We start from the raw sequence: 25,408 nt of genomic DNA on the forward strand, positions 1-25,408 counted from the left end.
CGATACTTATGGATACATTAAAAAAGTTCGGGCTTATGGAAAAGATTGTTCATGAGCTTGAAGACCTGAAAAACAGTCAGCAGGCCATCATACAAAAGCTTGCAAAAATTGAAACTGATAACATTGATCTGGGCGATAAAAGGCTTGAAAAAGACCTGCCTGATATGCATCAGCGCGTTGCAGATAATCTGGATACTATTGCGGCAATACTTGATGACTTTGCCTCGCAAACTAACGAATACAGCAACAATAATAACATTCAGGCTTTACGCGAACAAGAAGCAATGAGATAAATTTAGTAAATAAAAAGCCCAGTTAAGGGCTTTTTATTTAATCTACATGATTTTATGCTGCAGTATAAAACTCTTCCTTTTCAGTAGTATGTACTAATATTACACCCGAAAGTACAAGGTTTACAAGTATACGTTGAGCACGCCGGCGACCGATGTTCAGCAATTCGCAAAACTGTTTTACCGTTATCCGCTGCATTTTTTCAAGATACTCAAGCAGTGCTTTTTCTTTTGAGGAGTATTCGATCATCACACCTGTATCATTACCGGATTGTTTAAGCACATCCAGTACAATTTTACTGGCTAAAACGCTTTTATCTTTTACACGGATGTACGCCCACCATTTTCCATCTTCGCCAAGGGCATAATGCGGCTTTTCGTCACTTGGTGCAATGTCTGCTACTAAAACAACTTTATCGTCAATATACACTTCTTCAAAAGCCGGTTCTAAGGCAGGGCGGCAATAAAAATGAGCGGCCCGGGTAAGCATATATTTTTCTTCTTCTTCTGATTTTACGCCAAGTATAGCACCATTATCAGCAACGCCCACCAAAAGTTTACCGCCCTTATTATTGGCGAATGAAACCATGGTTTTGGCTATCTTTTCACAACGCGTAATAGTTTTTTTGAAATCAAGTGATACACCTTCACCTTCATATATCAATCTCTTTATATTCATGGTATGTCACGTTTTAAATTGTATATGGTTGATAAATTCCCATCCAGCGTTCGGGATTGGTTAATTCAGTAAAACCAAACTGTCTGTATAAGCCATGCGCGTCGGCAGTGGCCAACGCCCATCTGCGCAAGCCCTGCAATTCGGGATGGCCAATAATTGTTTGCACAAGCCATTTTGATAAACCCTGCCTGCGGTGCGCATCAAGTATAAAAACGTCGCAAAGGTATGCAAATGTAGCCTTATCGGTTACCACACGGGCAAAGCCAGCCAGTTTGTTATGCTGATATATGCCAAAGCATATAGAGTTTTCAATGGCCGTTTTTAGTTTATCGGCCGGCATACCTTTAGCCCAGTACGATTCGGTACTCAAGTAATTATATATTACGTCAAAATCAAGAAGGCTTTTATCTGTTGAAATGGTATAGCCTTTAGCTAAAAATGCAGTGTCGTTCATCACCGTACTCATGGTGTCAAGTTAGCATTTTTATCATTAAAATTCTTATCACGCACATAAACTTCACACATTAATGACACGCAGTGCATCCCGTTTTTATCAACCATTTCTGCAGGTAAGGTAATTACAAACTTGCCATTTAACTGCAGTTCCTGTTCGGCCTGCGCCACTATATCATCGGTGACAAGCATGGTACAATAAAGCGCTGTTCGTGCGGGTTTTAGATACTGTATATTACACGATTTAAGCCACACTATAGGATCATATCCCTTAGCAGAAAAAATTTGATGAAACAATACCGGATAAAACGGATCGGCTGCCGAAAAAATACTGCCGCCGAATATTGATTTATTATAGTTTTGATTAAAAATGCTTTTGTTGATTTTTATATCAACACCTTTAAATTTTGGATGAAACCTAACTACCCAGATACGCTGCAAGAACAGGGGAGGATAGAAGCGCATTAACCACTTTAAAGTACTTTCACGTACAGTCATAACAGCTAAATATACTTTGATTACAAGTAAGGTTTATAAAAAACTTGCTGTATAGATATATATCTAGATAAAATGTTTGGGGTTATAGCATTTTATTAATGTTTTTTTCAAACAATAAAGTTTTGGCAGCGTTGTTGCAGTACACATTGAACAAAATGAATAGTCACTTAAATCTGATATGTATGAAAAAGAAAATGTTAAGTTTTGCTTTGGCTGTCACGTTATTAGGCGCCATTGCAACCGGCTGTAGTTCACAAAGCCAAACCGGCGGTTCAGATACCGCAGCAACCGATTCAGCAGCCGTTACTGATACTGCAACGTCAGGTACAACAACTGATACTGCAGCAACAACAACCGATACTACAAAAGCTGATTCAGTTAAATAATAATTATCTGACACAGATTTATGACCCGGCCTTTGCCGGGTTTTTTGTTTTTATAGCACAAAGAGCTTTAAAATAAATTTGCGTAGTTAAATAGCTACATATATATTTGTAGTCAAATAGCTACATAAATGAATTTACGAAGAGATGTTTTTCAGGCTATAGCCGACCCTACAAGAAGGGCTATATTATTGCTTGTTGCTTCACAATCACTTACAGCCGGTGCAATAGCTTCAAACTTTGATACCGCCAGGCCAACAATATCAAAGCATTTACAAATACTTACCGAATGCGAGTTACTACATCAGGAACAAAGCGGCCGTGAAGTTCACTATCATATAAATGCAAAAAAAATGAAGGAAGTTGCCGACTTTATTGAACCGTTCAGGCAAATGTGGGACGAGAGATTCAATAAACTGGAAGCAGTTATGAAAGCCTATAAACCCAAAAAATAACATAAGTATGAAACAAAAAACTCAAGTACACGCCGAAGATGGTAAGCAGGACCTGGTAATAACCCGCCACTTTGATTTGCCATTGGAACTATTATTTAAGGCTTATGAAGAAGCTGAATTTATTGAGCAGTGGATGGGCACAAAGGTGCTTAAGCTTGAAAGCAGAAAGCATGGTAGCTACTCGTTCGAAACCAGCAATCCGAAAGGGGATGTGGCCTTCACTGCAACCGGGGTAATTCATGAATTTATTTCAAATCAGAAGATCATTCGAACTTTTGAAATGGAGAATATGCAATTTGGTGTTCAGCTTGAAGTTTATGAATTTGAAGCGCTTACAGCCGGCACCAGCAAACTAAGCATGCATGTAATATATGAGTCGGTTGAGCAACGCGACCAGGTGCTAAAACTACCTTTTACACAAGGCATTAACATGGCGCATAACCGAATACAAAAAATATTCAGTACTATTTCATGAATAGAAGAAAAAAGGTCGTTTATTGGATCGCTACTTTGTGGCTTTCATTAGGCATGCTATCAACCGGAAGTGTGCAATTAATTAAACAAAAGCAGGAAGTAGCTATGATGACACATCTTGGTTATCCTTTGTATTTTCTGACATTAATTGGCGTTTGGAAAATTTTAGGAGTTATTGCAGTGCTTATTCCTAAATTTCCCATATTGAAAGAATGGGCATACGCCGGTTTTTTCTTTACAATGTCTGGAGCAATATTTTCACATTTGTTTTGCCATGACGGTGCCAAAGATATTTTTGGACCGGTATTGTTGCTTATGCTTACAGTAATATCATGGTATTTTAGGCCGGCTAACAGAAAGACAATCACCAAATATTTAGTTTAAAAATATGCACAATAAAAAGGAATTACCGGCAGAACGGCGCGAAGAGCTGCTTGCCATATTAAAAAACCGTTTCGAAAAAAATATGCAGCGCCATAATGATATAGAATGGTTGGATGTACAGGCAAAACTTGAAGTGAACACTGATAAGCTATGGACGCTTGATGAAATGGAATTAACCGGCGGTGAACCCGATGTAATAAAATATGACCAGCAAACTGGTGAATACCATTTTGTTGACTGCTCGACAGAAAGCCCTAAAGGCCGGCGTAGTTTATGTTATGATCGTGACGCTTTAAACTCAAGAAAAGAATATAAACCGGCTGATAGCGCTATAGACATGGCGGCGGCGATGGGCATCGAAATGTTAACTGAAGAACAATATCGGGAGTTGCAAAGCATTGGAAAATTCGACACAAAAACATCCAGTTGGGTAAAAACTTCGGATGCTATCAGAAAACTAGGTGGCGCTATATTTTGCGACCGCCGGTATGATACAGTTTTTACATATCATAATGGCGCCGAATCTTATTATGCTGCCAGAGGTTTCCGTGGCTTGTTAAAAGTGTAGATATATCTTATAAACGGAAAATCAAATTTTCCTATAATTAACATTATGTTAAGTAGCTGATATATTTAAAAGGGCCGTTTTTTACGGCCCCTATTATTATTTTCCTAAAGCATCAATTTGCTTTTGTACTTTATTGGCGTTTGCCATATCATCTTTTAACAGGTAATAGCTTTTCAAATTTAACAATGCATCACCAGATTTTGGATCAGCGTCAACAGCTTTTTGCAGGTATGGTAAAGCTGCATCACCCATAGCACGTGCTTTTGTAAGGCTTGCTGTGTATTCTTTCTGCTTGCTTAGCGGTAAATTGCGTGCTTCGTTATATAAATCGATAGCCGGCATCAGCATAACTGATCCTAAGTTGAAAGTTACTTCTTTATAATTAGGATCAATTTCTAATGCTTTTTTATACATAGCAGCAGCTTTGTTATAGTAATCAAGCTTTTTGGTGTTCAGTTCAGCTTTTTTAGCAGCAACCTTGCTCTTTTTAGCATCTTTTTCTAAAGCTTCTGCTGTTTTTGCATAAGTAATACCAGCATAGTAATAAAGTGTTTTATTATTAGGCTCGTTTGCAATAGCGGACTCAATTTTCGAAATAGCTTCGGTTTCTTTACCCATTACGAGGTTAAGCTCTATCTCGCGTGAACGCAGATTTGATTTTGCAGGATACTTAGCAACACCTTCAGATAATACTTTAAAAGCTGCGGCTGTATCCTTATTCATTAAATGCAGCGTTGACAGTTCGAAATATATATCATCATTTTTGGAATATGGCGTAGTAAGCAATTTTGTATAATTGTTTATTGCCAGCGGAAAATACTTCGGATCTTTTTGACTTGCATTAGCTGCCGACAAACCGGTGTAATAAATAGCGTTGGTATCTTCTGGTAAAATATTGCGATAATAATCAAACGCTGAGTAAGCAACATCATATTTACCGGCCTGGTATTCTTTTACACCTTTATTTAATTGATATTGTGCTAAATATTTGCCGGCATTTTCAATCCGTGCTTTGTTTTCGCCTTTTGTATCAAGTTCTTTTGCCTTTTTATAGGCGTCTTCTGCTGCTGTGAATAATGGTGATGAGGTTGTGGCTACAGAATCATTCAAAGCCAAATTTGAGTAAACCAGTGCTTTAACAGCATAAGTTTGAGGCAAATTTGCCGTTTTTTCATTGGCAGCGGCTTTATCAATTGCGGTTTTTGCATTAGTCAAGCTTGATGCTGCAAGCGCCCCCCCTGCTGATTTAAGGCCTTCGTATTTTTCATACTCATCTGTAGCCTTATTTAATTCACCCTTTTGGGCAAAAGCCGTTACTGACGTTAAAGCCAGCAAGCCGGCCATAAAAAATTTAATTTTCATAAGTTATTTCAGTTAACTGTTTTAATTTACTATTTATCTTGTTTAACTGGCGTGTATTGCCTGTTTGTGTATATATCTGTTGCAAAAGTTGTAAACTTTTTACGTCTGCCGGTAAAATCTCGTTTGCCTTTTCAAACCAGCGCGTTGCGTAATACAGGTTCTTTAAAACACCGTCACTATCTTTATCTATAACGCTCTTCTTATAATATAATAATGCAAGATTAAAAACCGGATCAAAAGCAGCGCTATTTAAATCAATTGCCTGCAAATACATCTCTTCAGCTTTGTCATACATACCCAGCCTGTCATAACAATTAGCCGCAACCAATACAACTTCCGCGTTGGTTTTATATTCGTTTAGTAGAGCTGGTAATAGTGGTAGTAACGCTTTATAGTCTCTTTTGTTGTTATAAATGTTGGCTTCATCAAGCATAAGAAACTTATCACCAGGTAACAACTTTTTTCCTTTTTGTATAATCTCAAGCGCCATAGCAGTGTCTCCTACCGCCATGTTAATGTTTGCCGCAGCCTGAATGTGCTCAGCGGTTATATTATCAGAATTTATAAGATTATTATAAAATTTTGCCGCTGTTTGCAGATTGCCAAGTTTATTATTTGAATAAGCAAGATAAACGTTAAGTGTTTTGTACTCAGGAATATAAACTCGAGCCTTGCTAAAGTAGCGCTCGGCGTTTATAAAGTCTGACTTATCCATGTACTTGAATCCTTCGCGTATGCAGGCATTGGCAAGACATTGTCTTATAAACTTTAGTTCATCAGGGTATTGCCTTATTTTTCGATGCATTGAGAGTTTTGTATCCACAAACTGAGCTGTTTGTGTAAAGAAATCAGCCGGCTGATTCAGCTTGTTGAGCGTGTCTTCCTGTAAAATGGTAGCGTATACCAGGCCTTTATAAACCAGCTTTTCAATGTTATTTGAATCACGCCGGCTTACAATCAGACTGTCTACAGACTTTTTAGCCCTTGCCAGATAGTTTACATCCTTGGTGTTTTTATAAAAACCAAGGCTGTTTGCCACTACTTTTAGCGCTTCCGATTGTCCGAAAGCAAAGTTCGCGGCAAACAGTAGTATAAAAATTGATAATATGACCTTGCGGTACTTCATTCAATTATTTATTCGTTCTCATCTTCGGCGTCGCCTTCATCATCTGCTTCAGGCTCGTCGGTTTCCGGTTCTTCTCCAATTTCCGGTTCATCGGCAGAAGCTTCAGGTGTAATTTCAGCTTCTTCTGATGTAGTAGCTTCAGCTACAGCATCAATTACTTCTGTTTCCTCTTCCGGATCATGTTCCACTTTGGCTACCGATGCAATCTCATCATTACCTTTAAGGGTTATTAGCCTCACTCCTTGCGTAGCGCGTCCCATTACACGTAACTGGCTCATGGCAATACGGATAATAACGCCCGAACGGTTTATGATCATCAGGTCATCTTTATCAGTAACGTCTTTTATAGCCACCAAATTGCCCGTTTTCTCGGTAATGCTAAGTGTTTTTACACCTTTTCCGCCACGGTTCGTTACACGGTAGTCTTCAATATCGGTACGTTTACCATAACCTTTTTCTGATACTACAAGTACTGTAGTTTCAGGGCCGTTAACACTGATCATACCTACAACTTCGTCATTATCACTATCAAGCGTAATACCACGTACCCCGGTGGCTGTACGACCCATCGGACGAACGGTAGCCTCATTGAAGCGGATTGCACGGCCCGATTTCAACGCCATCACAATCTCACTACCGCCACTTGTAAGTGTAGCCTCAAGCAGCGAGTCGCCTTCGTTGATATTTATTGCATTGATACCATTTGCACGCGGACGCGAATACGCCTCAAGCGATGTTTTTTTGATGGTACCTTTGCGGGTACACATAATGATGTAATTGTTCTCAAGATATTCCTGATCTTTAAGACTTGTAAGCTTGATATAAGCCTTGATCTTTTCTTCTTTCGGAATATTGATAATGTTTTGGATAGCACGGCCTTTTGAGGTACGTGTACCTTCAGGTATCTCAAACACCCTCAGCCAGAAACAACGTCCTGCTTCAGTGAAGAACAACATGTAGTTATGATTAGAAGCAATCAGCAGGTGCTCAATAAAATCTTCATCGCGGCTGTTACTTCCTATAGCGCCTTTGCCCCCACGACTTTGTGTGCGGTATTCAGTTAAAGGCGTGCGCTTGATATAACCTTCATGAGAAATAGTTATTACAACATCCTCATCCTCAATAAAATCCTCTGTCTGCATTTCGGCAGATGAGTGTACCATTTCGGTTTTACGCTCGTCGCCGTATTTTTCTTTTACCTCAAGCAGTTCATCTTTAATGATCTGCATACGCAGGCCTTCATCGGCTAAAACAGATTTTAAGTATTCTATTTGCTGCATTAATGCGGCATATTCATCCTTGATCTTATCACGCTCCAGTCCGGTTAAACGGCGAAGCGTCATATCCAATATCGCACGTGCCTGTATATCACTAAGGCCGAACTGTTGCATTAAGCCTTCACGCGCTTCATCCGGCGTAGCTGAACCACGAATAAGCTTAATTACTTCGTCAAGATGGTCAAGCGCTATAAGTAAGCCTTCAAGTATGTGGGCACGTTTTTCAGCCTCGGCCAGTTCGTACTTAGTACGGCGGATAACCACTTCATGCCTGTGCTCTACAAAATGATGGATCATATCCTTCAAATTGAGCAGCATTGGCCTGCCTTGTACCAGCGCGATATTATTTACGCTGAACGAAGTTTGAAGCGAAGTATATTTATACAGGTTATTTAATACAATAGCAGCATTTGCGTCGCGTTTAATTTCATATACAACACGGATACCTTCACGGTTAGATTCATCGCGAATTGCTGATATACCTTCCAGCTTTTTCTCATTAACAAGCTCAGCGGTACGTTCAATCATTATCGACTTGTTTACCTGGTAAGGTATTTCAGAAACAATGATCCGCTCACGATCGTTATTATAAGTTTCAATTTCGGCACGTGCACGTATTACTATACGGCCGCGTCCGGTTTCAAAGGCTTGCTTTGCGCCTTCATAGCCGTAAATTATACCACCTGTAGGGAAATCTGGCCCCTTAATATATTGCATCAGTTCAGGCACTTCTATGCTACGGTTATCTATCAGGGCAATTGTCGCGTTAACAATTTCCGACAGGTTATGCGGCGGCATATTTGTTGCCATACCTACTGCGATACCCGAGGCACCGTTAACCAGCAGGTTCGGTATTTTTGAAGGAAGAACGGTTGGCTCTTCAAGCGAATCGTCAAAGTTCAGCTGATAATCAATAGTGTCTTTATTGATATCGGCCAGCATTTCTTCAGCAATTTTTTGCAGCCTTGCTTCGGTATAACGCATGGCCGCCGGTTGGTCGCCGTCTATAGAACCATAATTGCCCTGACCCTCAACAAATGGATAACGCAAGCTCCACTCTTGCGCCATACGCACCATGGCGTCATAAACAGAAGTATCGCCGTGCGGGTGATATTTACCCAGCACCTCGCCCACTATACGGGCCGACTTTTTATATGGTTTGTTGCTGGCAAGACCAAGATCGAGCATGCCATAAAGTACACGCCTGTGTACCGGTTTTAAGCCATCGCGCACATCAGGTAAAGCCCTTGATACGATAACAGACATTGAATAGTCAATGTATGCCGAACGCATCTGTTCATCAATATTTATCGAAATTATACGGTCTTCGTTTTGTGGGTGGTCGTTTTCTATATCGTCAGCCATTTTTGTTTTTAATGTAGAACTCTTCTCGTATACGCCGCTTCAAATCTCACTTTTAAGCGACCTGCGAAGTTAAGAAATTATATGGTTTTTGGTACAGATGTTAGTAAAAACAGCGTTGTGAAAAAACCCGTTAGCAGGTGATTTTTCAAACAATTAGTTTACTTTTTTCCAGTATTCCTGTACCGTTGTGCCGTTTGGTAAAACGCCGCTGAAAGTAAGCGTGTCATTAACAATACTATAGGTATAAGCTATGGTTATGTCTTTGGTTTTTGACCCCTGTGCCGAAAATGTTTGTGTTTCAAAACAAGTATCTGCACTTAAGCGATAGTTACCGGCTTCATACTTAAACGGCTTTTCATCCGGCTCAAGCATAAATGCCTCGTAGCTGTCTTTTTTATATTTGCGTTGAAGTGTATAAGTAGTGGAGGCTTCTGCCTTTTTTCCGTTGTAAATTCCTCCGCAATATTGCCAAACGCCTTTTAAAGTATCGTTTTTAAAAGAGCAAAACGCAATCACAACAGCAATCACTGTCAACTGCAAACTATAAACTGATAACTTTCTCATACCGCCCAGTTGATTCCTTTTTTTAATAACGATAGTGTGCGCTCTTCTTCACTGCCCGGTTCAGGCTTAAAATTATACAGCCATTTAGCCGTTGGTGGCAAACTCATTAATATCGATTCGATACGTCCATTGGTTTCCAAACCGAATTTAGTACCCGCATCATACACCAGGTTAAACTCGGTATAACGACTGCGCCGCTGGTATTGCCATTGTTGTTCTTCATCACCGAAGGCCTTATCACGGTTGCGATTCACCAACTCGGTATAAACCGGCGCAAATGTACGTCCTATCGCTTTAGAGAACTCAAATACTGTTTCCCAGCTTATGTCTCCCGTTGCCGTAAGTCTGTCATAAAATATGCCGCCAATGCCGCGTGTTTCCTGCCGGTGTTTTATATAGAAATAATCGTCGGCCCAAAGTTTAAAGCGAGGGTAAAAATCAGCGTTATATGTATTGCAAACGGCTTTTAATGTAGAATGGAAAAATTGGGCGTCTTCATCAATCACATAATGTGGGGTAAGGTCGATACCGCCGCCAAACCAACGTAAAGGCTGATGATCAAGATCGCTTGCAGGCATTTCAAAATACCTTATGTTCATGTGAATGATGGGCACCCACGGGTGGTTTGGATGTATTACAATAGAAACACCTGTCGCAAAAAACTCATCCTGCTCAACCTTTAAAGCTTTTTTTACGCTATCAGGTAAAACGCCATGAACAGCAGAAAAATTAACCCCACCCTTCTCTAAAATATTCCCGTCACGAATAATACGGGTAATACCACCGCCACCGCCTTCACGTTCCCATAACTCTTCTTCAAATTTGCTTTTGCCATCAATCACTTCAAGGGCCAGGCAAATTTCATTCTGTATTTCACGGTAGTCGGCCGCTACTTGTTCTTTTGAGATCATTGCGTGCTAATTTCACAAAAATTAAGCAATTAGCGCGAATTAAGAGATATTAAACTTGAGGTTGCATCTGTGCATCCTCATCTTCAACATAATTAAGATCTTTGCTGAAGCTTTCTTTTAAACGGCTTAATGCAAGCAATGAAATAGCTGTGAGGATAAACATCATAATATACCCACTGGTAACCATGCCATATCTTTTCACAAAAGCGTCGAACGCGAAATTTATCGGTATAAGCGCCCCCCTAACAAAGTTAGGTACCGTTGTAGCCACAGTTGATCTGATGTTAGTTCCGAACTGCTCGGCACCAATAGTAACAAATGTGGCCCAATAGCCAACAGAAAGTCCCATAAAAAAGCTTAGCCATACAAATCTTTCAGGCGTGATACCTTTTGAACTTAAGTAAGCTATTACGCTTACAATAGATAACAACTGAAAAACCAGCATAGTAAGCTTTCTTGATTTAGTGAGTTGCGATAATACTCCTGCTAAAATATCCCCTATTGAAATACCAATGTAAGTGTACATTACACCTGTACCGGCGCTTAAAAGTTCAGTTGCGCCAAGTTCTTTACCAAACTCCGGCGCCTGCGTTACCAGTATGCCAACTACATACCATAAAGGCGCGCCAATTAAAATGCAGCACAGATATTTAACAAAGCGGTTCCAGTTAGTAAACAACATAAAAAAGTTGCCCTTTGCAACTTTGCTTTCCTCAATGTTTTTATACATCCCTGATTCAAAGGTACCAACCCGTAAAAGTAACAACACAAAACCCATACCTCCGCCTGTAAGATATGCATGCTGCCAGTTTTCTTTACCCACCAACGCAGCTACTACGGCACCGAACAAGCCTATTACAGCAACAATGGTAGTACCGTAGCCCCGGTTTTTCTGACTGAGCGTTTCTGTTACAAGCGTTATACCTGCGCCTAATTCCCCTGCCAGGCCAATACCGGCAATAAAGCGTATAATAGCATAAGTGTTTACGTCATGTACATACGCATTAGCAATATTGGCAAGTGAATACATTAGTATCGAGCCGAATAATACTTTTATGCGTCCATATTTATCGCCAATAATACCCCATAATATACCGCCCAGCAGCAGGCCGGCCATTTGCATGTTTATAATATACACACCTGCTTCACGAATTCCGGCTTCCGGGACACCTATATCCTGCAGGCTTTTAATACGTACTATAGAAAAAATAATCAGATCATACAGATCAACAAAATAGCCAAGAGAGGCTACCAACACCAGCATCACCACATTACGCGATTGTTTCGTCGCAGATATTTCACTCATAGTTTATAATCAGGATATTCAGGTTGTAAACATATAATTTTTCCATAAAAAAACCCCTGTAATAATTTACAGGGGTTTACTACACCTTAAAGCGTATTATACTTTTTTCACTTTAACGGCCTGAGGGCCTTTTTTTCCATCCTCAATGTCGTATTCTACAGTGTCATTATCTTTTATAGCGTTAACGCCGCCCTGAACATCTTTAAAGTGTACAAAAAGGTCTTTACCGTCTTCTGTTATAATAAAACCGTATCCTTTTTGTGTGTTAAACCATTTTACTTTTCCAGTCTTCATATAATTGGGTATATAGTGTGTAAATTAATTAATGCCAAACTGAATTATAAAACAATTGATAATCAGGCCGGAACATATCTCAAATATAAAAAAATAATATTCCAAACAAAATTTATTTATTTGGCTGCGGGGTAAGGCGTAAGTATGGTTTTACTTCGGTATATCCTTTCGGAAACTTCGCCGGAATGTCTTCTGTTTTAATGGCAGGCACTACTACTACATCCTCTCCTTCTTTCCAGTCGGCTGGTGTAGCCACGCTGTAATTAGCGGTTAATTGCAGCGAATCAATAACCCGCAGTATTTCCTGGAAATTACGGCCGGTTGAAGCAGGATAAGTAATGATCAGTTTAATGGTTTTATCAGGCGCTATGATAAATAGTGAGCGTACTGTTGCGGTAAGCGATGCATTTGGGTGTATCATGTCATAAGCTTCGGCTATTTCACGGTTTTCATCAGCAATTATCGGGAAGTTCACTTCAACATTTTGAGTTTCGTTAATGTCGTTTATCCACCCTTTATGTGATTCAACATTGTCAACGCTTAGGGCAACAACCTTCACGTTGCGTTTTTCAAACTCATCCTTAAGTGACGCTGTACGACCAAGTTCGGTAGTGCAAACAGGAGTGTAATCTGCAGGGTGCGAGAATAGTACGCCCCAGCTATCGCCTAAAAATTCGTAAAAATCTATTTCCCCTTCTGATGTTTGGGCTTTGAAGTTTGGCGCTTTATCGCCTAATCGTAAACTCATGGCAGTATTGTTTTAAATGTGTTTATACTAAGTTGTTAAGGCTAAGGTAAAACCATTGAACGAAAAATCAATATTAAAAAGACGATAATTTTAGTAGAGATTTAAATAGTGATGATTATGTGACAATACACAATATTGTAACATCAGTGATTTATCTATATGAATTTTATGATCAAACCGATTAAAGCTGCAAAACCAATTAAGTATGGTTCTTGTACTTTTTTTGAATATATAAGTATCAATGCTGTAGCGATAGCTATTAATGCAGCAGGAATATCTTTAATTGAATTTACTCCTATTACTATTACGGCACCTACCAACGCACCTATTACTGATGCAGTAATACCTTCCACAAAAGCTTTAACAGTGTTATTTTTAGCAATTTTTTTAAATGATGGCGCAAGTGCAACTGTAAAAATGTAACATGGTAAAAAAGTTGCTAATGCAGCAACGCACGCACCCGGAAATCCGGCTATTAGATATCCAATAAAAGCAACTGTTATAACCACTGGTCCAGGCGTTATCATAGCTACTGCCACAGCATCAATAAATTGATTTTCAGTAAGCCAACCATACTCCTTCACCACACCACTATGTAAAAATGGCACTATAGCCAACCCGCTCCCAAATACAAATGCTCCTGCTTTAGCAAAAAATACGGCTATTTTGGGTAATACGTTCGTATCATATTTCCAAAACCCTGTGCTAATTAATAACACAACTGGCGCCGATGCCGGCTTTTTTAACCAGGCGGGCGGTGCTTTAAGCAGCATGTATATTACACCGCAACTTATAAATAACCATATCTCTTCGCGCTGGGTTACAACAGTAACTACTATTGATAATATATAAAACGTCCATAACAGCCACTTTGACCGCATAGCAGGAAATTCAAACTTACTGATGCTTTTGATAGTTAGTTTGTAGGCACTAATTGTAATAATACCAACCACAGAAGCCCCTACACCGTAAAATATAGCCTGCATCCAGGGTAAACCGCCATATTGTTGGTAAGCCATTCCTAATAATATTACCATTACAAAAGAAGGTAAGATAAAAGCCAGTCCTGTAAGTGTAGCTCCTATTAAACCATAATGAATGTACCCGATGTAGATGCCTAACTGTGCGGCTAAAGGCCCTGGTGCTAACTGTGCAAGCGCCAAGCCTTCTTTGTATTCTTCGTCTGTTATCCAGGCTTTATTTTCAACCAAATCGCGGTGCATGTAATTCACAAGTGCAACAGGTCCGCCAAAGCCCCAGGTTCCCAGTTTTAAAAAATATAATGTAATATGCGTTAATGAATATCGTGGTTGCATAAAAGAATTAAAATGCAACAATACGCATGGAATATTAGCTTTAATTGTATCAATTTAACTAATTGTACAACTTTTACTTTTTATATATTTAAATTATAACAAAAAAGCCACGCTGTATCAGCGTGGCTTTTTTGTTATATTAAATTACTGATTACTCAGCAGTTACTTCTTCAGTAACTTCAGTTTCAGCTTTTTTAGCTTTAGGTGCTTTTGGAGCTTCCTCAGCAGCAGGAGCCTCTTCGGCTACAGGCGCTGCAGTTTCAACAGCTTTAGTTGCTGCTTTTGCTTTTGGAGCAGGTGCTGCATCTTCAGCTACCGGAGCAGCCTCAAAAGGCAATACCGAAACATACGAGCGGTTATCGGCTTTCTTTTTGAAAACTACAGTACCATCAGTTAAAGCGAACAAAGTGTGATCTTTACCCAAACCAACGTTTTGGCCAGGGTTGTGCTGTGTACCACGCTGACGAACGATGATGTTACCGGCAATAGCTGGCTGACCACCAAAAATTTTAATACCTAAACGCTTGCTGTGTGATTCGCGACCGTTTTTCGAGCTACCGGCCCCTTTTTTGTGTGCCATTTCTTATATCTTTTAAATAGAAGATAAAACTTCTTTTTTGTTAAACCTTAAACTTACAGGGTAATGCCTGTGATCTCTATTTTAGTGAATTGTTGGCGGTGACCATTTTTCTTTTTGTAACCTTTTCTTCTTTTCTTTTTGAAAACGATTACTTTATCACCTTTTACATGAGACACGATTTTAGCTGAAACTTTTGCGCCTTTCAAATCAGTACCTAATTTGAAGTTACCTTCGTTCTCTGCTAACAATACGTTGTCAAATTCAATACTAGCGCCTTCATCTCCCTGTAAGCGGTGTACAAAGATCTGCTGGTCTTTTGCAACTTTAAATTGCTGTCCTGCTATACTTACTATTGCGTACATTGTTATTTTGTTAGTTTTTAATTTTTTGAGGTGCAAATATAGGTGTTAATTATTTATTTAGCAACTCTTGTTGTTTTTTAGTTCTTACCTCTGCATCATTTAATACACGCTCTATTTCTTTTATCAGGCGGTTGTTAGCGTCAACCAGTTTCGGGTCACCTGCAAAGTTTTCATCAAATAATACAGTTTTGGTTTTACGCAAGTAATTAAACTGTATTTTATATCGGGTAATACCCGGCGTTGCCTTGCCGTCTTTATTATTTATTTCATTTGCAGGAAAGTCCCAAAAGCCAAGTTCAGCGGCCTTACGATGCAAATACAATAATTCGTCACGCGAAATATATAGTTGTGTTTTAATAACTGAATCACGGCTGTTTACATACTGGTATTGCTTTGTGGCTGAATTAAATTTGTTGAGCAGACTGTCGCCGGTACCATATTCAAATTCTATCGACTTAAACTCAGTAAACTTGTACGGCGCGTTCTTTACCATCATACCGTAATAATATGTACAGTAAATAATAAAGGGTACAACGATGCTTAAAATAAAGAATATCTTTTTGTTACGGAGACTCATAGTTATGATTTCACAATTCGGGCGAAGTTATGAAAATTGAAGTTCAAATCCGGCGCTGAACGCTTTACTTACATTTTTATGATGGAACACCGGGTTAATTTTCTATCTCCCCCTCCCACTTACTCACTACCGCGGTAGCCATGGCATTGCCTAAAACGTTAGTAGCCGAGCGGCCCATATCCAGCAGCGGATCAATACCTATCAGCAACGCCAAACCAGCTTCGGGGATATTAAACATGGAAACAGTACCGGCTATAACCACCAGCGACGCACGCGGCACACCGGCTATTCCCTTACTGGTAAGCATAAGCACCAGCAGCATAGTCAACTGCTGCTGAAACGAAAGCGGAATGTTATATGATTGTGCCAGGAACAAAGAGGCAAACGTCATATACATCATCGAGCCATCCAGGTTAAATGAATAACCTAATGGCAGCACAAAGCTTACAATTTTATTATTACAGCCAAAACGCTCCAATTCCATCAGTACACGCGGGTAAGCAGCCTCGCTTGTTGATGTACTAAAGGCTACAAGCATGGCATCTTTTATTCTTCCAACAAGAGTGAAAACCCTGTTTTTAAGCACAGCCCATCCAGCTAAAATGATAACCAGCCACAACAATATCAGAGAAAAATAAAACTCACTGATGAATATGGCATAAGTTGACAGAATACCCAAACCCTGTTTGGCAATAACTGCGGTTATTGCTCCAAATACAGCCAGTGGCGCCAGCTTCATTACGTAGCCGGTTATTTTTAATATTACATGGGCAATGGCGTCCATTGCTTTTATAACAACTTCGCCCTTTTCGCCTATGGCGGCTGTGCCTACACCAAAAAACAAGGAGAATACCACTATCTGCAGTATCTCATTGTTGGCCATGGCTTCAACAAAGCTTTTCGGGAAAACGTGGCCAATAAAGTCGCGTAAAGAAAGCGCTGTTTTTTGTACGCCTGTACTGATGTGGCTATCGGGCAGTGGTAAATGCATAGCCTTACCAGGCTCAAAAAAGTTTACCAGCAGCATACCCAAAAGCAGTGATACTAATGTTGCGCTTAAAAACCACAACAGTGTTTTACCGCCTATTCGTCCAACCGACTTAATATCCCCTACCTTGGCCACTCCTACCACCAGTGTAGTAAATACCAGCGGCGCCACAATCATCTTTATCAGTCTCAGGAAGATATCACTTAGCACATTAAAGCCGACCAGCTTATCATCCCGAAGCGTATCATTTTCTTTGCGGATACTAACCTGTTCGGTACGATGTACTTTTAATTGCTTGAATTCTGCAGTTGTGGTATCTGTAGCGGCAGCAATACGGGCGTCAATGGTTTTGATTGTTGCATCTGCAGAAGTGATCTTGATATTAATATCGTTTATCACAAACGTATTGTAAAGATATCCGGTAATTACACCCAATAACAAGGCTATAAAAATGTAGAGCGTAAGTTTGCTTCTCTGCATATAAGTCAGTTAAACAGCAAAGGTAAAAATATAGGCAATAAAAAACCCACCATGTAGATATGGCGGGTTATAATTATTTGCAAATCTTTAATTGATCACAAAGTTTGCATTAAAGTACTGTTTCAAAGTAATGGTATCTTTTATTGACGCATCATTTTCAGCCTCCTGGTAAATTGTTGCTTCCACAAGCCATTTTGCTTTGTCGGCCGCAACATTTGGTGTAGTGTTTTTACCTTTTACCCAGCCACCAACCGGTTTAAACGGAATTGTATTGCAAACAGAACATGATGTTATAGTGAGCACTTTGCCTTGCTGAATATCATTTGCCGATAATTCAAATGATTGTTTATTTACCGGTGCCTTTATAAATATCTGGTTTTTTATACCGGGTCTTTCCGCTGTATTCCAAAACAAACGATAGCCGCCTGCTTTTAATGCTCCATTATTGCTTACATCGGCATATTCTGTAAACAAGTATTCGCAATTTGCACCGGCAGGACATGTAGTCAGATTTTTTTCATCAATTGCCGGCTCTTTCTTTTTATCCTTTTTACATGCTGAAATAAAAAGTGCTGCTGATAATACCAACAGTAAGGGGTAGTTAAGTTTGGTCATGGTTAATGTTTTATTTATCAGTTACGATTTAACCGGAAATTACGCTACATATAAATATATTAAGTTTTTGTTAAATAATCCCTATATATTAAACTCATTATAAAGTTGTAACAACTGTAGTAAAATCAACATCTTATAAATGAAATGACATATCGAAAACTCACCTTATTACTTGTGTTGATTTTGGCATTTACTATTGTGCAGGCTCAAAATAAAACAGGTAGTATTTTATTTTATACTGATGAGGTTAAACTGACCGAAAAACCGGTAGCGGGCTTGCACAAAATGGATCTCACTAATAAAAGTAACCTTTTTATCAAAGTATCCTTAGCTAAACCGCTAACAGCGTATTTAAGTGAATTGGCGCCACATCTCGATAAGGATTCACTTTCAAAGGTGGGCAATTATCAGTTTAACTTTTTTGTTGATGATAAGCTGATTTACCATACCGAATTAATCCCCGGAGCGCCCCGCCCTATTCAGCAGCAAAAAGATACAGTATGGACAAAACCGCTTATTGATAATCAGCATGAAGGCGCCTGGTGGAGCCAGTCGGCCTGGAACCGCTTTATTTACAATGGCGGTGATAGTGCACTTACCGATGGACCGCACACGCTTAGGATTGAATTTCGGCCGTATGTTAAAACGCCAAAACTGATCACCGGAAACATCATAGCAGAAGGCACACTGGAATTGCTGGTAAAGCGCAAACCTGAAATAAATCTTGCCAACACAAAGCTATCTCCGGTTAAACCTTATAACGATCTGGCAGTATCTAAGGAAAAGTTTAATATCGATACAATTAAGAAACTACGCGCTTATATAGAAGCGAATGTTTTCAGGCATATAACGAGTGTAGTGGCGCTTAAAAACGGCAAGATATTATTTGAAGAATACTTCAACGGCGCAACACGCGATAGCCTGCACGATGTACGTTCGGTAGGAAAAACATTTGCATCTGCATTAACAGGTGTCGCCTTACGCGATGGCTATGTCAAATCTGTTATGCAAACACTTGGTGAATTTTATGACCTTAAAGCATACAACAATTATTCGGCAGCCAAAAACAAAGTAACGTTAAAAGAACTGCTTACCATGAGCTCGCGCTTTAATGGTGATGATGATGACGCAACTTCACCGGGTAATGAAGAAAACATGTACCCAACTGATGACTGGGCAAAGTTTACGCTTGATTTGCCGATGGATACAATCAACTACAAAGGTCAGTGGCATTATTTTACCTCCGGTGTAATGCTGTTGGGCAGCACGCTCGACAAGGTTGTTCCTGATGGATTAGATAAGTATGCCGATAAAAAACTTTTCAAGCCTTTGAACATTACCAAATACCAATGGGTGTACACGCCACAGCATGTGCCCAGCACTGCGGGCGGTATCCGTATGAACGCGCTTGACTTTGCCAAGTTTGGTCAGCTTTATGCTAATAAAGGCAGCTGGAACGGTACACAGATACTACCTGAAGGTTGGGTTAGTGAAAGCCTTTCCCATCAATTACCTATTACCGGCAGAAAGAGCGAATATTATGGATACCTCTTCTGGAACAAAACTTACCGTGCAAATAATAAAGATTATGAGGCTTACTATTGTTCGGGGAATGGCGGCAATAAAATATTTGTATTTAATGACCTTGTTGTGGTAATCACAGCGACTGCCTATGGCACTGGTTACGCCCACAAACAAGCAGATACGATGATTGAAAACTTCATCCTTCCGGCAGTGTTTGGAAAGTAAATCAGTTCTAAATCATATCACTACACGAAATGTTAAGTTAACACGTGCTTTCATTGGTTTAGTTGATTTAGCGATACGGTGATCCCAGTGCTCCTGTAAGCCTGCTTTCATCAACAAATATGATCCATGCTCAAGCCGTACAGAATAATGTTCTTTGTGATTTGATTTATTCCTGATGTCAAAGCTCCGCACCTGCCCAAAACTTACCGAGGCAATTACCGGATTTTTTCCAAGTACACTTTCACGATCGCTGTGCCAGGCAACCGAATCGTTGCCATCACGGTAATAATTCAATAGTACACTATTAAATTTAACGCCTGCCGGCGGTTCAACCAAAGCTTTAAGCATTAGCAACTCAGGTGTCCATGGCAAAGGGTTTGATACAAGCCCGGGATTAGAGTAGTCTGTGCCTAAATCTCCATACCAGGCCGTTAACCTTGGTGTAAGATACTCTTTATCCCAAAGCTTTTGTTTGGTTTGCTTCCATGGCGTATTCCGTATGAAGTATTCCAGTAAATAATCGCTTGTTTCCTGATCTACAAAACACGGTTTATATTCAAGAAATTCTTCCGGCAATCCCCTGCTCTGCCCTGCCTCTCCAAATAATGCCAGTTGTTCTATCATCATTCAAAGATAATGATTTGCTAAATTAATTAGCAATTTTTGTTGTTAAATAATGAAAGATTATCCTTATTTTCTAAGAGCAGGAACCACCAAATAACGTACTATCAAATGTGCTACAAGTGATAACGTCATTGTGGAAATTAGGATAGCAGCAAGTTTTGAGGGACTATCAAAGTAATCAAGAAACCTTGATTCACTCTTGCCGCTGTATAAAAAGGCAAGAAAAAACACACAAGCACCGGTTAGCCACAAAGTAAGATGCGAATAAAAATAACGGGGTTGAACAAGCGCGCCGCCGCGGAAAGACATCAGTAAAAACATTACATGAAGCAGAAACAGCACAACGGCTGCAGCAATAAGTAAGTAGAACATAGTTTAAAAACACGGATTATATGTGCACAAAAATAAAAACAGGTTATTCATACACAAGTAAATGATAAAATGAATAAAATAACCAGCTTGCAAATATTCTGACATTTTTTCTGATATTAGGACACACTAACCTATGAAAACAACTTTAATCACTTTGTTATCGGTGTTGTTTGCCGGAACAGCTACTGCACAAAAAAATGCACTACAGCCCCTTATTATTCAAGGCAAAATAACTAACACTACCGAAAAGCAACTCAAGATATTTTTTGAGGACGACAATGGCAAAATGACCATTGATACCATTAAGCTTAATAATTCCGGCGAGTTTTATCTTAAAACATTCAATATAAAAAAACCACAACGCACCAGCTTGCAGCAAAATCAGCTTCAAATTAATAGTATTTATGTTGCCCCTGGGTATAGCCTGACAATTACCGGCGATGGTACGGATTATTTAACGCTGCTAAAAACAAGACATATAACAGGCAAGGGTGCTGCTGCAAACCAGTACCGGCAAAAAATAGATTCGATACTGGTTGCCCGTAACGACCGTACACCATGGTATGAATTAAAGCTCGATTCGCTGCTGCTATATACGCGTAAATCAAAGGCGCTTGAAGATTCGGTATATCAGGTAGTTTTCAGCAAGCCGGATACACAGGATAAATACTGGAATACTTTTAAAAGGATGATATCACTTGATATCCAGAGTAAGAACTTTTACATGTTGCTTCAGCACCTGGAAATGAACAAATACACCTATGAGCAGATGGCAAAAGTTGTAAGCGAAAATACTCCGGCTGCATTTGCAAAAAGTGTGTCAAATGATGAATATCTTATATCTGAAGACTACAGAAGCTGGGTAATGCCGATTTATTTTGCCTACTCTAAAAAACTTGATGGCTTGAAAGACTCCAACATGGTTAAGCAGCCTGATTATTTCATGAATAAAACTCAAGCTTTGTATTCAGGAAAGGTAAAGGACCTGTATCTTTTTAACTCAATAGTTGGCATGATTGGCAGGTCGCACACTATTGAGGAACTGAACAATACCCGAAAGGATATGATGCCGCGTTATATCGCAATGCACAACGCGGCTCAAAAAGATCAGATTGATAAACATATTTTAGAAAAAGAGCAACAGCTTATGCAGATGCAGATAGGTAAACCGGCGCCTGCGTTTTCATTGCCTGCAAGTAATGGCAAAACGTATTCTCTTGCCGACTTTAAAGGAAAAGTTGTTTACATCGATTTGTGGGCAAGCTGGTGTGCACCATGCCGCGCTGAGATACCTAATTACCGGGCGCTTTACAACAAATATAAAAACGACGATCGTATTGCATTTATGAGTCTGGCTGTTTATGATGGCGAACGCGAATGGCAAAAAGCCCTTAAAACCGATAAACCTGAATGGCTGCAGCTTTATGACGCCGGCGGTCGCATGGCTCAAGCATACGTAGCCAGCCCTATACCAAAGTATATTGTAATAGATAAAAACGGCAATATTGTTAGCAATAATGCACCCGGCCCGGGCGGTGCAGATATTGAAAAACTTTTGACAACTGAAATGTCAAAATAACTATTGCCAATAAATTTACTTAAACTTATAAGTTAACCACAGCACATCATCTTCTATTTGTTTCACACGCTCAAGTTTAAGCAACGTTGCGCCCTCTTTTTTTACCTTGGGGTCAATTTCAAATAAGGTGGATGTTTCTATGGTACCATCCGCAATAGGCAAAATCAGCTGATGAAGCTCATCGATCAATCCCTCATTTAAAAAACTACCGTTGATATGTGCTCCCCCTTCAAGCATCAGAGTTTCTATACCAAAAAGCGAACGGAGCTTTTTCAAAGCCGTATTTAAGTTAACTTCTTCAGCTCCGGCGAAAATATAAGAAACGCCAATATCCTGAAGATGGGCAAGATAAGCATCAGGTACAGCTTCAGTAAGTATGGTTATCACGTGGTCGCCTTGCATGGTGGGTTCTTTCCAACCCAATTTAGCCCCGCCGTCAATTGCAATGGCAAATGAATCAGCGCTTTGTTTTGCAACAAAATCCTCACGGTTTATTTCATGATGGCCCTTTTTAAACACAGGCTTGGCAAAATCAGTAAAATCCTTTTCCATAGTTGTTCGTCCCACTATCCAGGCACCAATCCCAATGTTTTCATGTATTTCTTCAAACTTGCCGGCCAGCTTTTTTATAGCGGGCTTGTCTCCCCATTTTTCACTTAATATTTTCCCATCAACAGACGTTTGCATTAAACAGATGATGTAAGGGCGTTCATTAGCCATAGGTCAATTCGATTAACTTTATTGGTTAATTACAAAATATCATTGCCCTTGTTTGTTACAATCCAAAAGATGCCAATTAGTTAAGCATTTATGAAAGGGCTTTAGAATGGAAAAAGCCGTTAACTGATCAGTTAACGGCTTTTCTGTGCGGAACACGGGCAGATGTTAGAACACCTTGAAGATATTTTGTTGATAACTTATGAAATAATAAATCAGACAGATAGCACTAAAGCTTTTCTTGATTTTAGAAATGATTTATTCTGAAAGTTTATAGATTTATATCATGGATTGGTACAGACAAAAAAGTTGGTCGAAAGATATAGAAGATTTTTTCTTTCAAAAACTCAATCGTGCAAGAAAAGATGGAAGAGCCCAGTACTTAAAAATACAAGCTATAGAACTTGTTGATACGGGTAATCTTAATTTATTCGATGTGGCTGAAACTTTACTAAATAAACTTTTTATTGATTATCCAGATGATAAGTTTAACCGTGCAAGCGCGTTAAAAACATTCGGTGATATTTATCGACTTCGAAAGGAATACAACAAAGCGATAGATTTTTATAAGCAAGCCGTTGACTTTGAAGCTACCTATCCACAGGTACAAACCCAAGCCTATCTATATTTTGCTGAATTAGTTGTAAAAATCCAAAAGATAGACTTATACGATGCTGCTGAACAATTGATAGAAAAACGAATTGACCTAACTTTCTTTCCTGTTGAAAAATATAAAGGTTATTCAATTTTGTCTATCATCGCCTCACATAAAAACAATGATGCTCAGGCCTCACATTTTGCGAAACTGGCTGAACAAAACGCCAATGAAACTACATCAGGATTAAGATATCATAAATATTTAGGAGTTGTACGGGCACGTGACAGTTGGCTGGATCGTTTAATAAAAAACGATAATTAACCTGCGACTAAAAAGGGCCTGCTCTCAATTGTGAGCGCATGTTCGAAATTTAAAGAGCCGTCCTTTTTTGGACAGCTCTTAAAAAAATCTTTGGCCGCCCTTTATGGCTTTGCAAAGAATGTGCGGAACATGGGGTTATATTAGAACATTTGCAAAGTATTTTATCGACAATCAGATCAATTATAGAAACCTAAAAAGCAATCCTAAATAAAAGGTATCATTGTGTTTGATTATTTGGCATGAGAATTCAAATCGATTTCGATAAAAAAAACAGGTCTCAAAGTATTATAGCGTTAGAGAGGTTTTTAAATTTAAATTTGATAGAAATAAATCACGGGCATACGTTTGATGCGATTTTTATAACGTTTATTGAAAATCCTAAAAAGAGTCAAAAATACAAACGTCGGTTTTTGTATAAAAAATACGCTGATATCTCGGTTCCCTGTCAATTCCAATATTATGCTGATTTTAGTTTAGAAAACTTTAGAGCAGCTTTTTTTGCTGTTTTAAACGCTATAAATTTCATCGATGAAATTGAGGTTAAAACGTCTGATTTTAATTCACAATCATTAAAATCAGACCTGTCTAATTTGGAAGTGCTAATACCTAAAACAACACTGGAGTTAAGTGCTTTGATCAACAATGGGAAAGATATAGATAAACAAATCCATTTGAAGAGAATGGTTGGTTTACTAAATAGAAGAAAAGAGAACAGAAAACCTTTAATAAAAGAAATAAAAGAGGTTAGGATATATGACAAAAAGAGGAATTTAGAATTGCGTCCTTACCTCAACATATTTTCAGAAATTTTAACAAGTGAGTTAAAATTGATTAAGCCACTATCCCCCGGTTATAGCGAAATATATTTTAGTCTTTCAGATACTATTGACGATGCAAGATCTGAATTTGCGCTTGAAGATTGGTACGAGTACAGCTATGTTGTTTTAGACTATAATCATTTTTTTGAAAGTGAGGAGAAAGAACGATTTCAAATACTCTATATTTTGTTCGCTAATGGACTAATGGAACTTGTTAAGATTGATGGTTTGAATAAATTTGATTTGGATAGCTGTATACTTGGCTTAAAAAGACGTTTAAATCACATATTAGATTCACGAGATTTTTTAAAAATCATTGATGAATTAAAATTGAATAAGCTGGGTGAAAAGATCCTTTTAAACAGGAAATGAATAATTATTATAACGAGTGGGTCTTTAAAAATCAGTTAAAAAAGTATTAAAATAAAAACGGGAATAGTGTTCTAACTATTCCCGTCTGTGCGGAAGAAGGGACTCGAACCCCCACGCCTCGCGGCGCCAGATCCTAAGTCTGGTGCGGCTACCAATTACGCCACTTCCGCGTTTTTTCTTAGGATTTAAGAGGCTGCAAAGAT

30 protein-coding genes and 1 tRNA gene are annotated in these 25,408 nt (G+C 39.1%); 10 read left to right on the forward strand and 21 right to left on the reverse strand.

Going from position 1 to position 25,408, the window contains the following annotated elements; all coding sequences use genetic code 11:
* Positions 1-8: 8 nt before the first annotated feature.
* Positions 9-293 carry a hypothetical protein gene (locus EOD41_RS09675; RefSeq protein WP_127704612.1) on the forward strand — a complete coding sequence of 95 codons (285 nt, stop codon included), beginning with the start codon at positions 9-11 and terminating at the stop codon, positions 291-293.
* 52 nt (positions 294-345) lie between these two features.
* On the opposite strand, the gene EOD41_RS09680 is transcribed toward EOD41_RS09675, so the two are convergent.
* The 3 genes from EOD41_RS09680 to EOD41_RS09690 are packed head-to-tail and all read right to left on the reverse strand — an operon-like array spanning position 346 to position 1,920.
* A complete protein-coding gene (locus EOD41_RS09680) occupies positions 346-969 on the reverse strand; it encodes an AlbA family DNA-binding domain-containing protein (RefSeq protein ID WP_127704613.1) in 624 nt (207 codons plus the stop codon).
* A gap of 13 nt (positions 970-982) precedes the next feature.
* Positions 983-1,435 (reverse strand): GNAT family N-acetyltransferase, encoded by a 453-nt coding sequence (locus tag EOD41_RS09685; protein ID WP_127704614.1) that lies wholly within the window; start codon positions 1,433-1,435, stop codon positions 983-985.
* Entirely contained in the window at positions 1,432-1,920 is a 489-nt protein-coding gene (locus EOD41_RS09690; protein WP_127704615.1) for a PaaI family thioesterase, read from the reverse strand. Before EOD41_RS09690 ends, EOD41_RS09685 begins: the two co-directional genes overlap by 4 nt.
* Before the next feature lie 182 nt (positions 1,921-2,102).
* On the opposite strand from EOD41_RS09690, the gene EOD41_RS09695 reads away from it, so the two are divergent.
* From EOD41_RS09695 to EOD41_RS09715, 5 genes are all read left to right on the forward strand, one after another.
* Complete coding sequence (locus EOD41_RS09695) at positions 2,103-2,306, forward strand: hypothetical protein (RefSeq protein ID WP_127704616.1); 204 nt, start codon at positions 2,103-2,105, stop codon at positions 2,304-2,306.
* 128 nt (positions 2,307-2,434) lie between these two features.
* Entirely contained in the window at positions 2,435-2,758 is a 324-nt protein-coding gene (locus EOD41_RS09700; protein ID WP_127704617.1) for an ArsR/SmtB family transcription factor, read from the forward strand.
* 7 nt (positions 2,759-2,765) lie between these two features.
* Entirely contained in the window at positions 2,766-3,233 is a 468-nt protein-coding gene (locus EOD41_RS09705) for an SRPBCC family protein (protein ID WP_127704618.1), read from the forward strand.
* A complete protein-coding gene (locus EOD41_RS09710) occupies positions 3,230-3,616 on the forward strand; it encodes a DoxX family protein (RefSeq protein ID WP_127704619.1) in 387 nt (128 codons plus the stop codon). The genes EOD41_RS09705 and EOD41_RS09710 overlap by 4 nt, the downstream gene beginning before the upstream one ends.
* Before the next feature lie 4 nt (positions 3,617-3,620).
* On the forward strand, positions 3,621-4,184 hold the full coding sequence (locus EOD41_RS09715) for a DUF4256 domain-containing protein (RefSeq protein WP_127704620.1): 564 nt from the start codon (positions 3,621-3,623) through the stop codon (positions 4,182-4,184).
* A gap of 96 nt (positions 4,185-4,280) precedes the next feature.
* Here the strand turns inward: EOD41_RS09715 and EOD41_RS09720 are convergent, their stop codons facing one another.
* The 14 genes from EOD41_RS09720 to EOD41_RS09785 form a co-directional block, all read right to left on the reverse strand.
* On the reverse strand, positions 4,281-5,546 hold the full coding sequence (locus EOD41_RS09720) for a tetratricopeptide repeat protein (protein WP_127704621.1): 1,266 nt from the start codon (positions 5,544-5,546) through the stop codon (positions 4,281-4,283).
* Positions 5,536-6,672: a tetratricopeptide repeat protein gene (locus tag EOD41_RS09725; RefSeq protein WP_127704622.1), complete on the reverse strand. Its 1,137-nt coding sequence runs from the start codon at positions 6,670-6,672 to the stop codon at positions 5,536-5,538. Before EOD41_RS09725 ends, EOD41_RS09720 begins: the two co-directional genes overlap by 11 nt.
* A gap of 8 nt (positions 6,673-6,680) precedes the next feature.
* Positions 6,681-9,314, reverse strand: coding sequence for a DNA gyrase subunit A (gene gyrA / locus EOD41_RS09730; protein WP_127704623.1), 2,634 nt, complete (start codon positions 9,312-9,314; stop codon positions 6,681-6,683).
* Between the two features lie 153 nt (positions 9,315-9,467).
* The gene (locus tag EOD41_RS09735) at positions 9,468-9,878 is read right to left on the reverse strand and encodes a hypothetical protein (RefSeq protein ID WP_127704624.1); all 411 of its coding nucleotides are present in this window, start codon (positions 9,876-9,878) and stop codon (positions 9,468-9,470) included.
* Positions 9,875-10,789: an oxygen-dependent coproporphyrinogen oxidase gene (hemF, locus tag EOD41_RS09740; protein ID WP_127704625.1), complete on the reverse strand. Its 915-nt coding sequence runs from the start codon at positions 10,787-10,789 to the stop codon at positions 9,875-9,877. The genes EOD41_RS09735 and hemF overlap by 4 nt, the downstream gene beginning before the upstream one ends.
* Before the next feature lie 49 nt (positions 10,790-10,838).
* On the reverse strand, positions 10,839-12,095 hold the full coding sequence (locus EOD41_RS09745; protein ID WP_127704626.1) for an MFS transporter: 1,257 nt from the start codon (positions 12,093-12,095) through the stop codon (positions 10,839-10,841).
* A 96-nt stretch (positions 12,096-12,191) separates the two neighbouring features.
* Positions 12,192-12,389 carry a cold-shock protein gene (locus EOD41_RS09750; protein ID WP_127704627.1) on the reverse strand — a complete coding sequence of 66 codons (198 nt, stop codon included), beginning with the start codon at positions 12,387-12,389 and terminating at the stop codon, positions 12,192-12,194.
* A gap of 112 nt (positions 12,390-12,501) precedes the next feature.
* The gene (locus EOD41_RS09755) at positions 12,502-13,137 is read right to left on the reverse strand and encodes a peroxiredoxin (protein WP_127704628.1); all 636 of its coding nucleotides are present in this window, start codon (positions 13,135-13,137) and stop codon (positions 12,502-12,504) included.
* 155 nt (positions 13,138-13,292) lie between these two features.
* A complete protein-coding gene (locus tag EOD41_RS09760; RefSeq protein WP_127704629.1) occupies positions 13,293-14,453 on the reverse strand; it encodes a chromate transporter in 1,161 nt (386 codons plus the stop codon).
* Positions 14,454-14,604: 151 nt separating this feature from the next.
* Positions 14,605-15,033 carry a 50S ribosomal protein L27 gene (gene rpmA / locus EOD41_RS09765; protein WP_127704630.1) on the reverse strand — a complete coding sequence of 143 codons (429 nt, stop codon included), beginning with the start codon at positions 15,031-15,033 and terminating at the stop codon, positions 14,605-14,607.
* Between the two features lie 53 nt (positions 15,034-15,086).
* Positions 15,087-15,395, reverse strand: a complete 309-nt coding sequence (gene rplU, locus EOD41_RS09770) for a 50S ribosomal protein L21 (RefSeq protein WP_127704631.1) — start codon at positions 15,393-15,395, stop codon at positions 15,087-15,089.
* A 49-nt stretch (positions 15,396-15,444) separates the two neighbouring features.
* Complete coding sequence (locus EOD41_RS09775) at positions 15,445-15,891, reverse strand: hypothetical protein (protein WP_240663317.1); 447 nt, start codon at positions 15,889-15,891, stop codon at positions 15,445-15,447.
* Between the two features lie 175 nt (positions 15,892-16,066).
* Positions 16,067-17,440, reverse strand: coding sequence for a dicarboxylate/amino acid:cation symporter (locus EOD41_RS09780; RefSeq protein WP_127704633.1), 1,374 nt, complete (start codon positions 17,438-17,440; stop codon positions 16,067-16,069).
* 87 nt (positions 17,441-17,527) lie between these two features.
* Positions 17,528-18,055, reverse strand: a complete 528-nt coding sequence (locus EOD41_RS09785) for a hypothetical protein (protein WP_127704634.1) — start codon at positions 18,053-18,055, stop codon at positions 17,528-17,530.
* Positions 18,056-18,199: 144 nt separating this feature from the next.
* Here EOD41_RS09785 and EOD41_RS09790 point away from each other — a divergent pair, with 144 nt between their 5' ends.
* Positions 18,200-19,804, forward strand: coding sequence for a serine hydrolase domain-containing protein (locus tag EOD41_RS09790; protein ID WP_127704635.1), 1,605 nt, complete (start codon positions 18,200-18,202; stop codon positions 19,802-19,804).
* 12 nt (positions 19,805-19,816) lie between these two features.
* Here the strand turns inward: EOD41_RS09790 and EOD41_RS09795 are convergent, their stop codons facing one another.
* Positions 19,817-20,431 (reverse strand): alpha-ketoglutarate-dependent dioxygenase AlkB family protein, encoded by a 615-nt coding sequence (locus tag EOD41_RS09795; protein WP_240663319.1) that lies wholly within the window; start codon positions 20,429-20,431, stop codon positions 19,817-19,819.
* Positions 20,432-20,494: 63 nt separating this feature from the next.
* Positions 20,495-20,800, reverse strand: coding sequence for a hypothetical protein (locus EOD41_RS09800; protein ID WP_127704636.1), 306 nt, complete (start codon positions 20,798-20,800; stop codon positions 20,495-20,497).
* A 133-nt stretch (positions 20,801-20,933) separates the two neighbouring features.
* Here EOD41_RS09800 and EOD41_RS09805 point away from each other — a divergent pair, with 133 nt between their 5' ends.
* Complete coding sequence (locus EOD41_RS09805; protein ID WP_127704637.1) at positions 20,934-22,379, forward strand: TlpA family protein disulfide reductase; 1,446 nt, start codon at positions 20,934-20,936, stop codon at positions 22,377-22,379.
* A 15-nt stretch (positions 22,380-22,394) separates the two neighbouring features.
* Here EOD41_RS09805 and EOD41_RS09810 read toward each other — a convergent pair whose 3' ends face one another.
* Positions 22,395-23,099, reverse strand: a complete 705-nt coding sequence (locus EOD41_RS09810) for a RibD family protein (protein ID WP_127704638.1) — start codon at positions 23,097-23,099, stop codon at positions 22,395-22,397.
* A 283-nt stretch (positions 23,100-23,382) separates the two neighbouring features.
* Between EOD41_RS09810 and EOD41_RS09815 the strand changes: the two genes are divergently transcribed.
* Positions 23,383-24,015 (forward strand): hypothetical protein, encoded by a 633-nt coding sequence (locus EOD41_RS09815; RefSeq protein WP_127704639.1) that lies wholly within the window; start codon positions 23,383-23,385, stop codon positions 24,013-24,015.
* A 239-nt stretch (positions 24,016-24,254) separates the two neighbouring features.
* Positions 24,255-25,205, forward strand: coding sequence for a hypothetical protein (locus EOD41_RS09820; RefSeq protein WP_127704640.1), 951 nt, complete (start codon positions 24,255-24,257; stop codon positions 25,203-25,205).
* An 88-nt stretch (positions 25,206-25,293) separates the two neighbouring features.
* On the opposite strand, the gene EOD41_RS09825 is transcribed toward EOD41_RS09820, so the two are convergent.
* Positions 25,294-25,375: transfer RNA gene (locus EOD41_RS09825), tRNA-Leu, on the reverse strand.
* Positions 25,376-25,408 lie beyond the last annotated feature (33 nt).

Origin of the sequence: Mucilaginibacter limnophilus (assembly GCF_004005815.1) — a bacterium.
In the GTDB taxonomy this organism is placed as follows: domain Bacteria; phylum Bacteroidota; class Bacteroidia; order Sphingobacteriales; family Sphingobacteriaceae; genus Mucilaginibacter; species Mucilaginibacter limnophilus.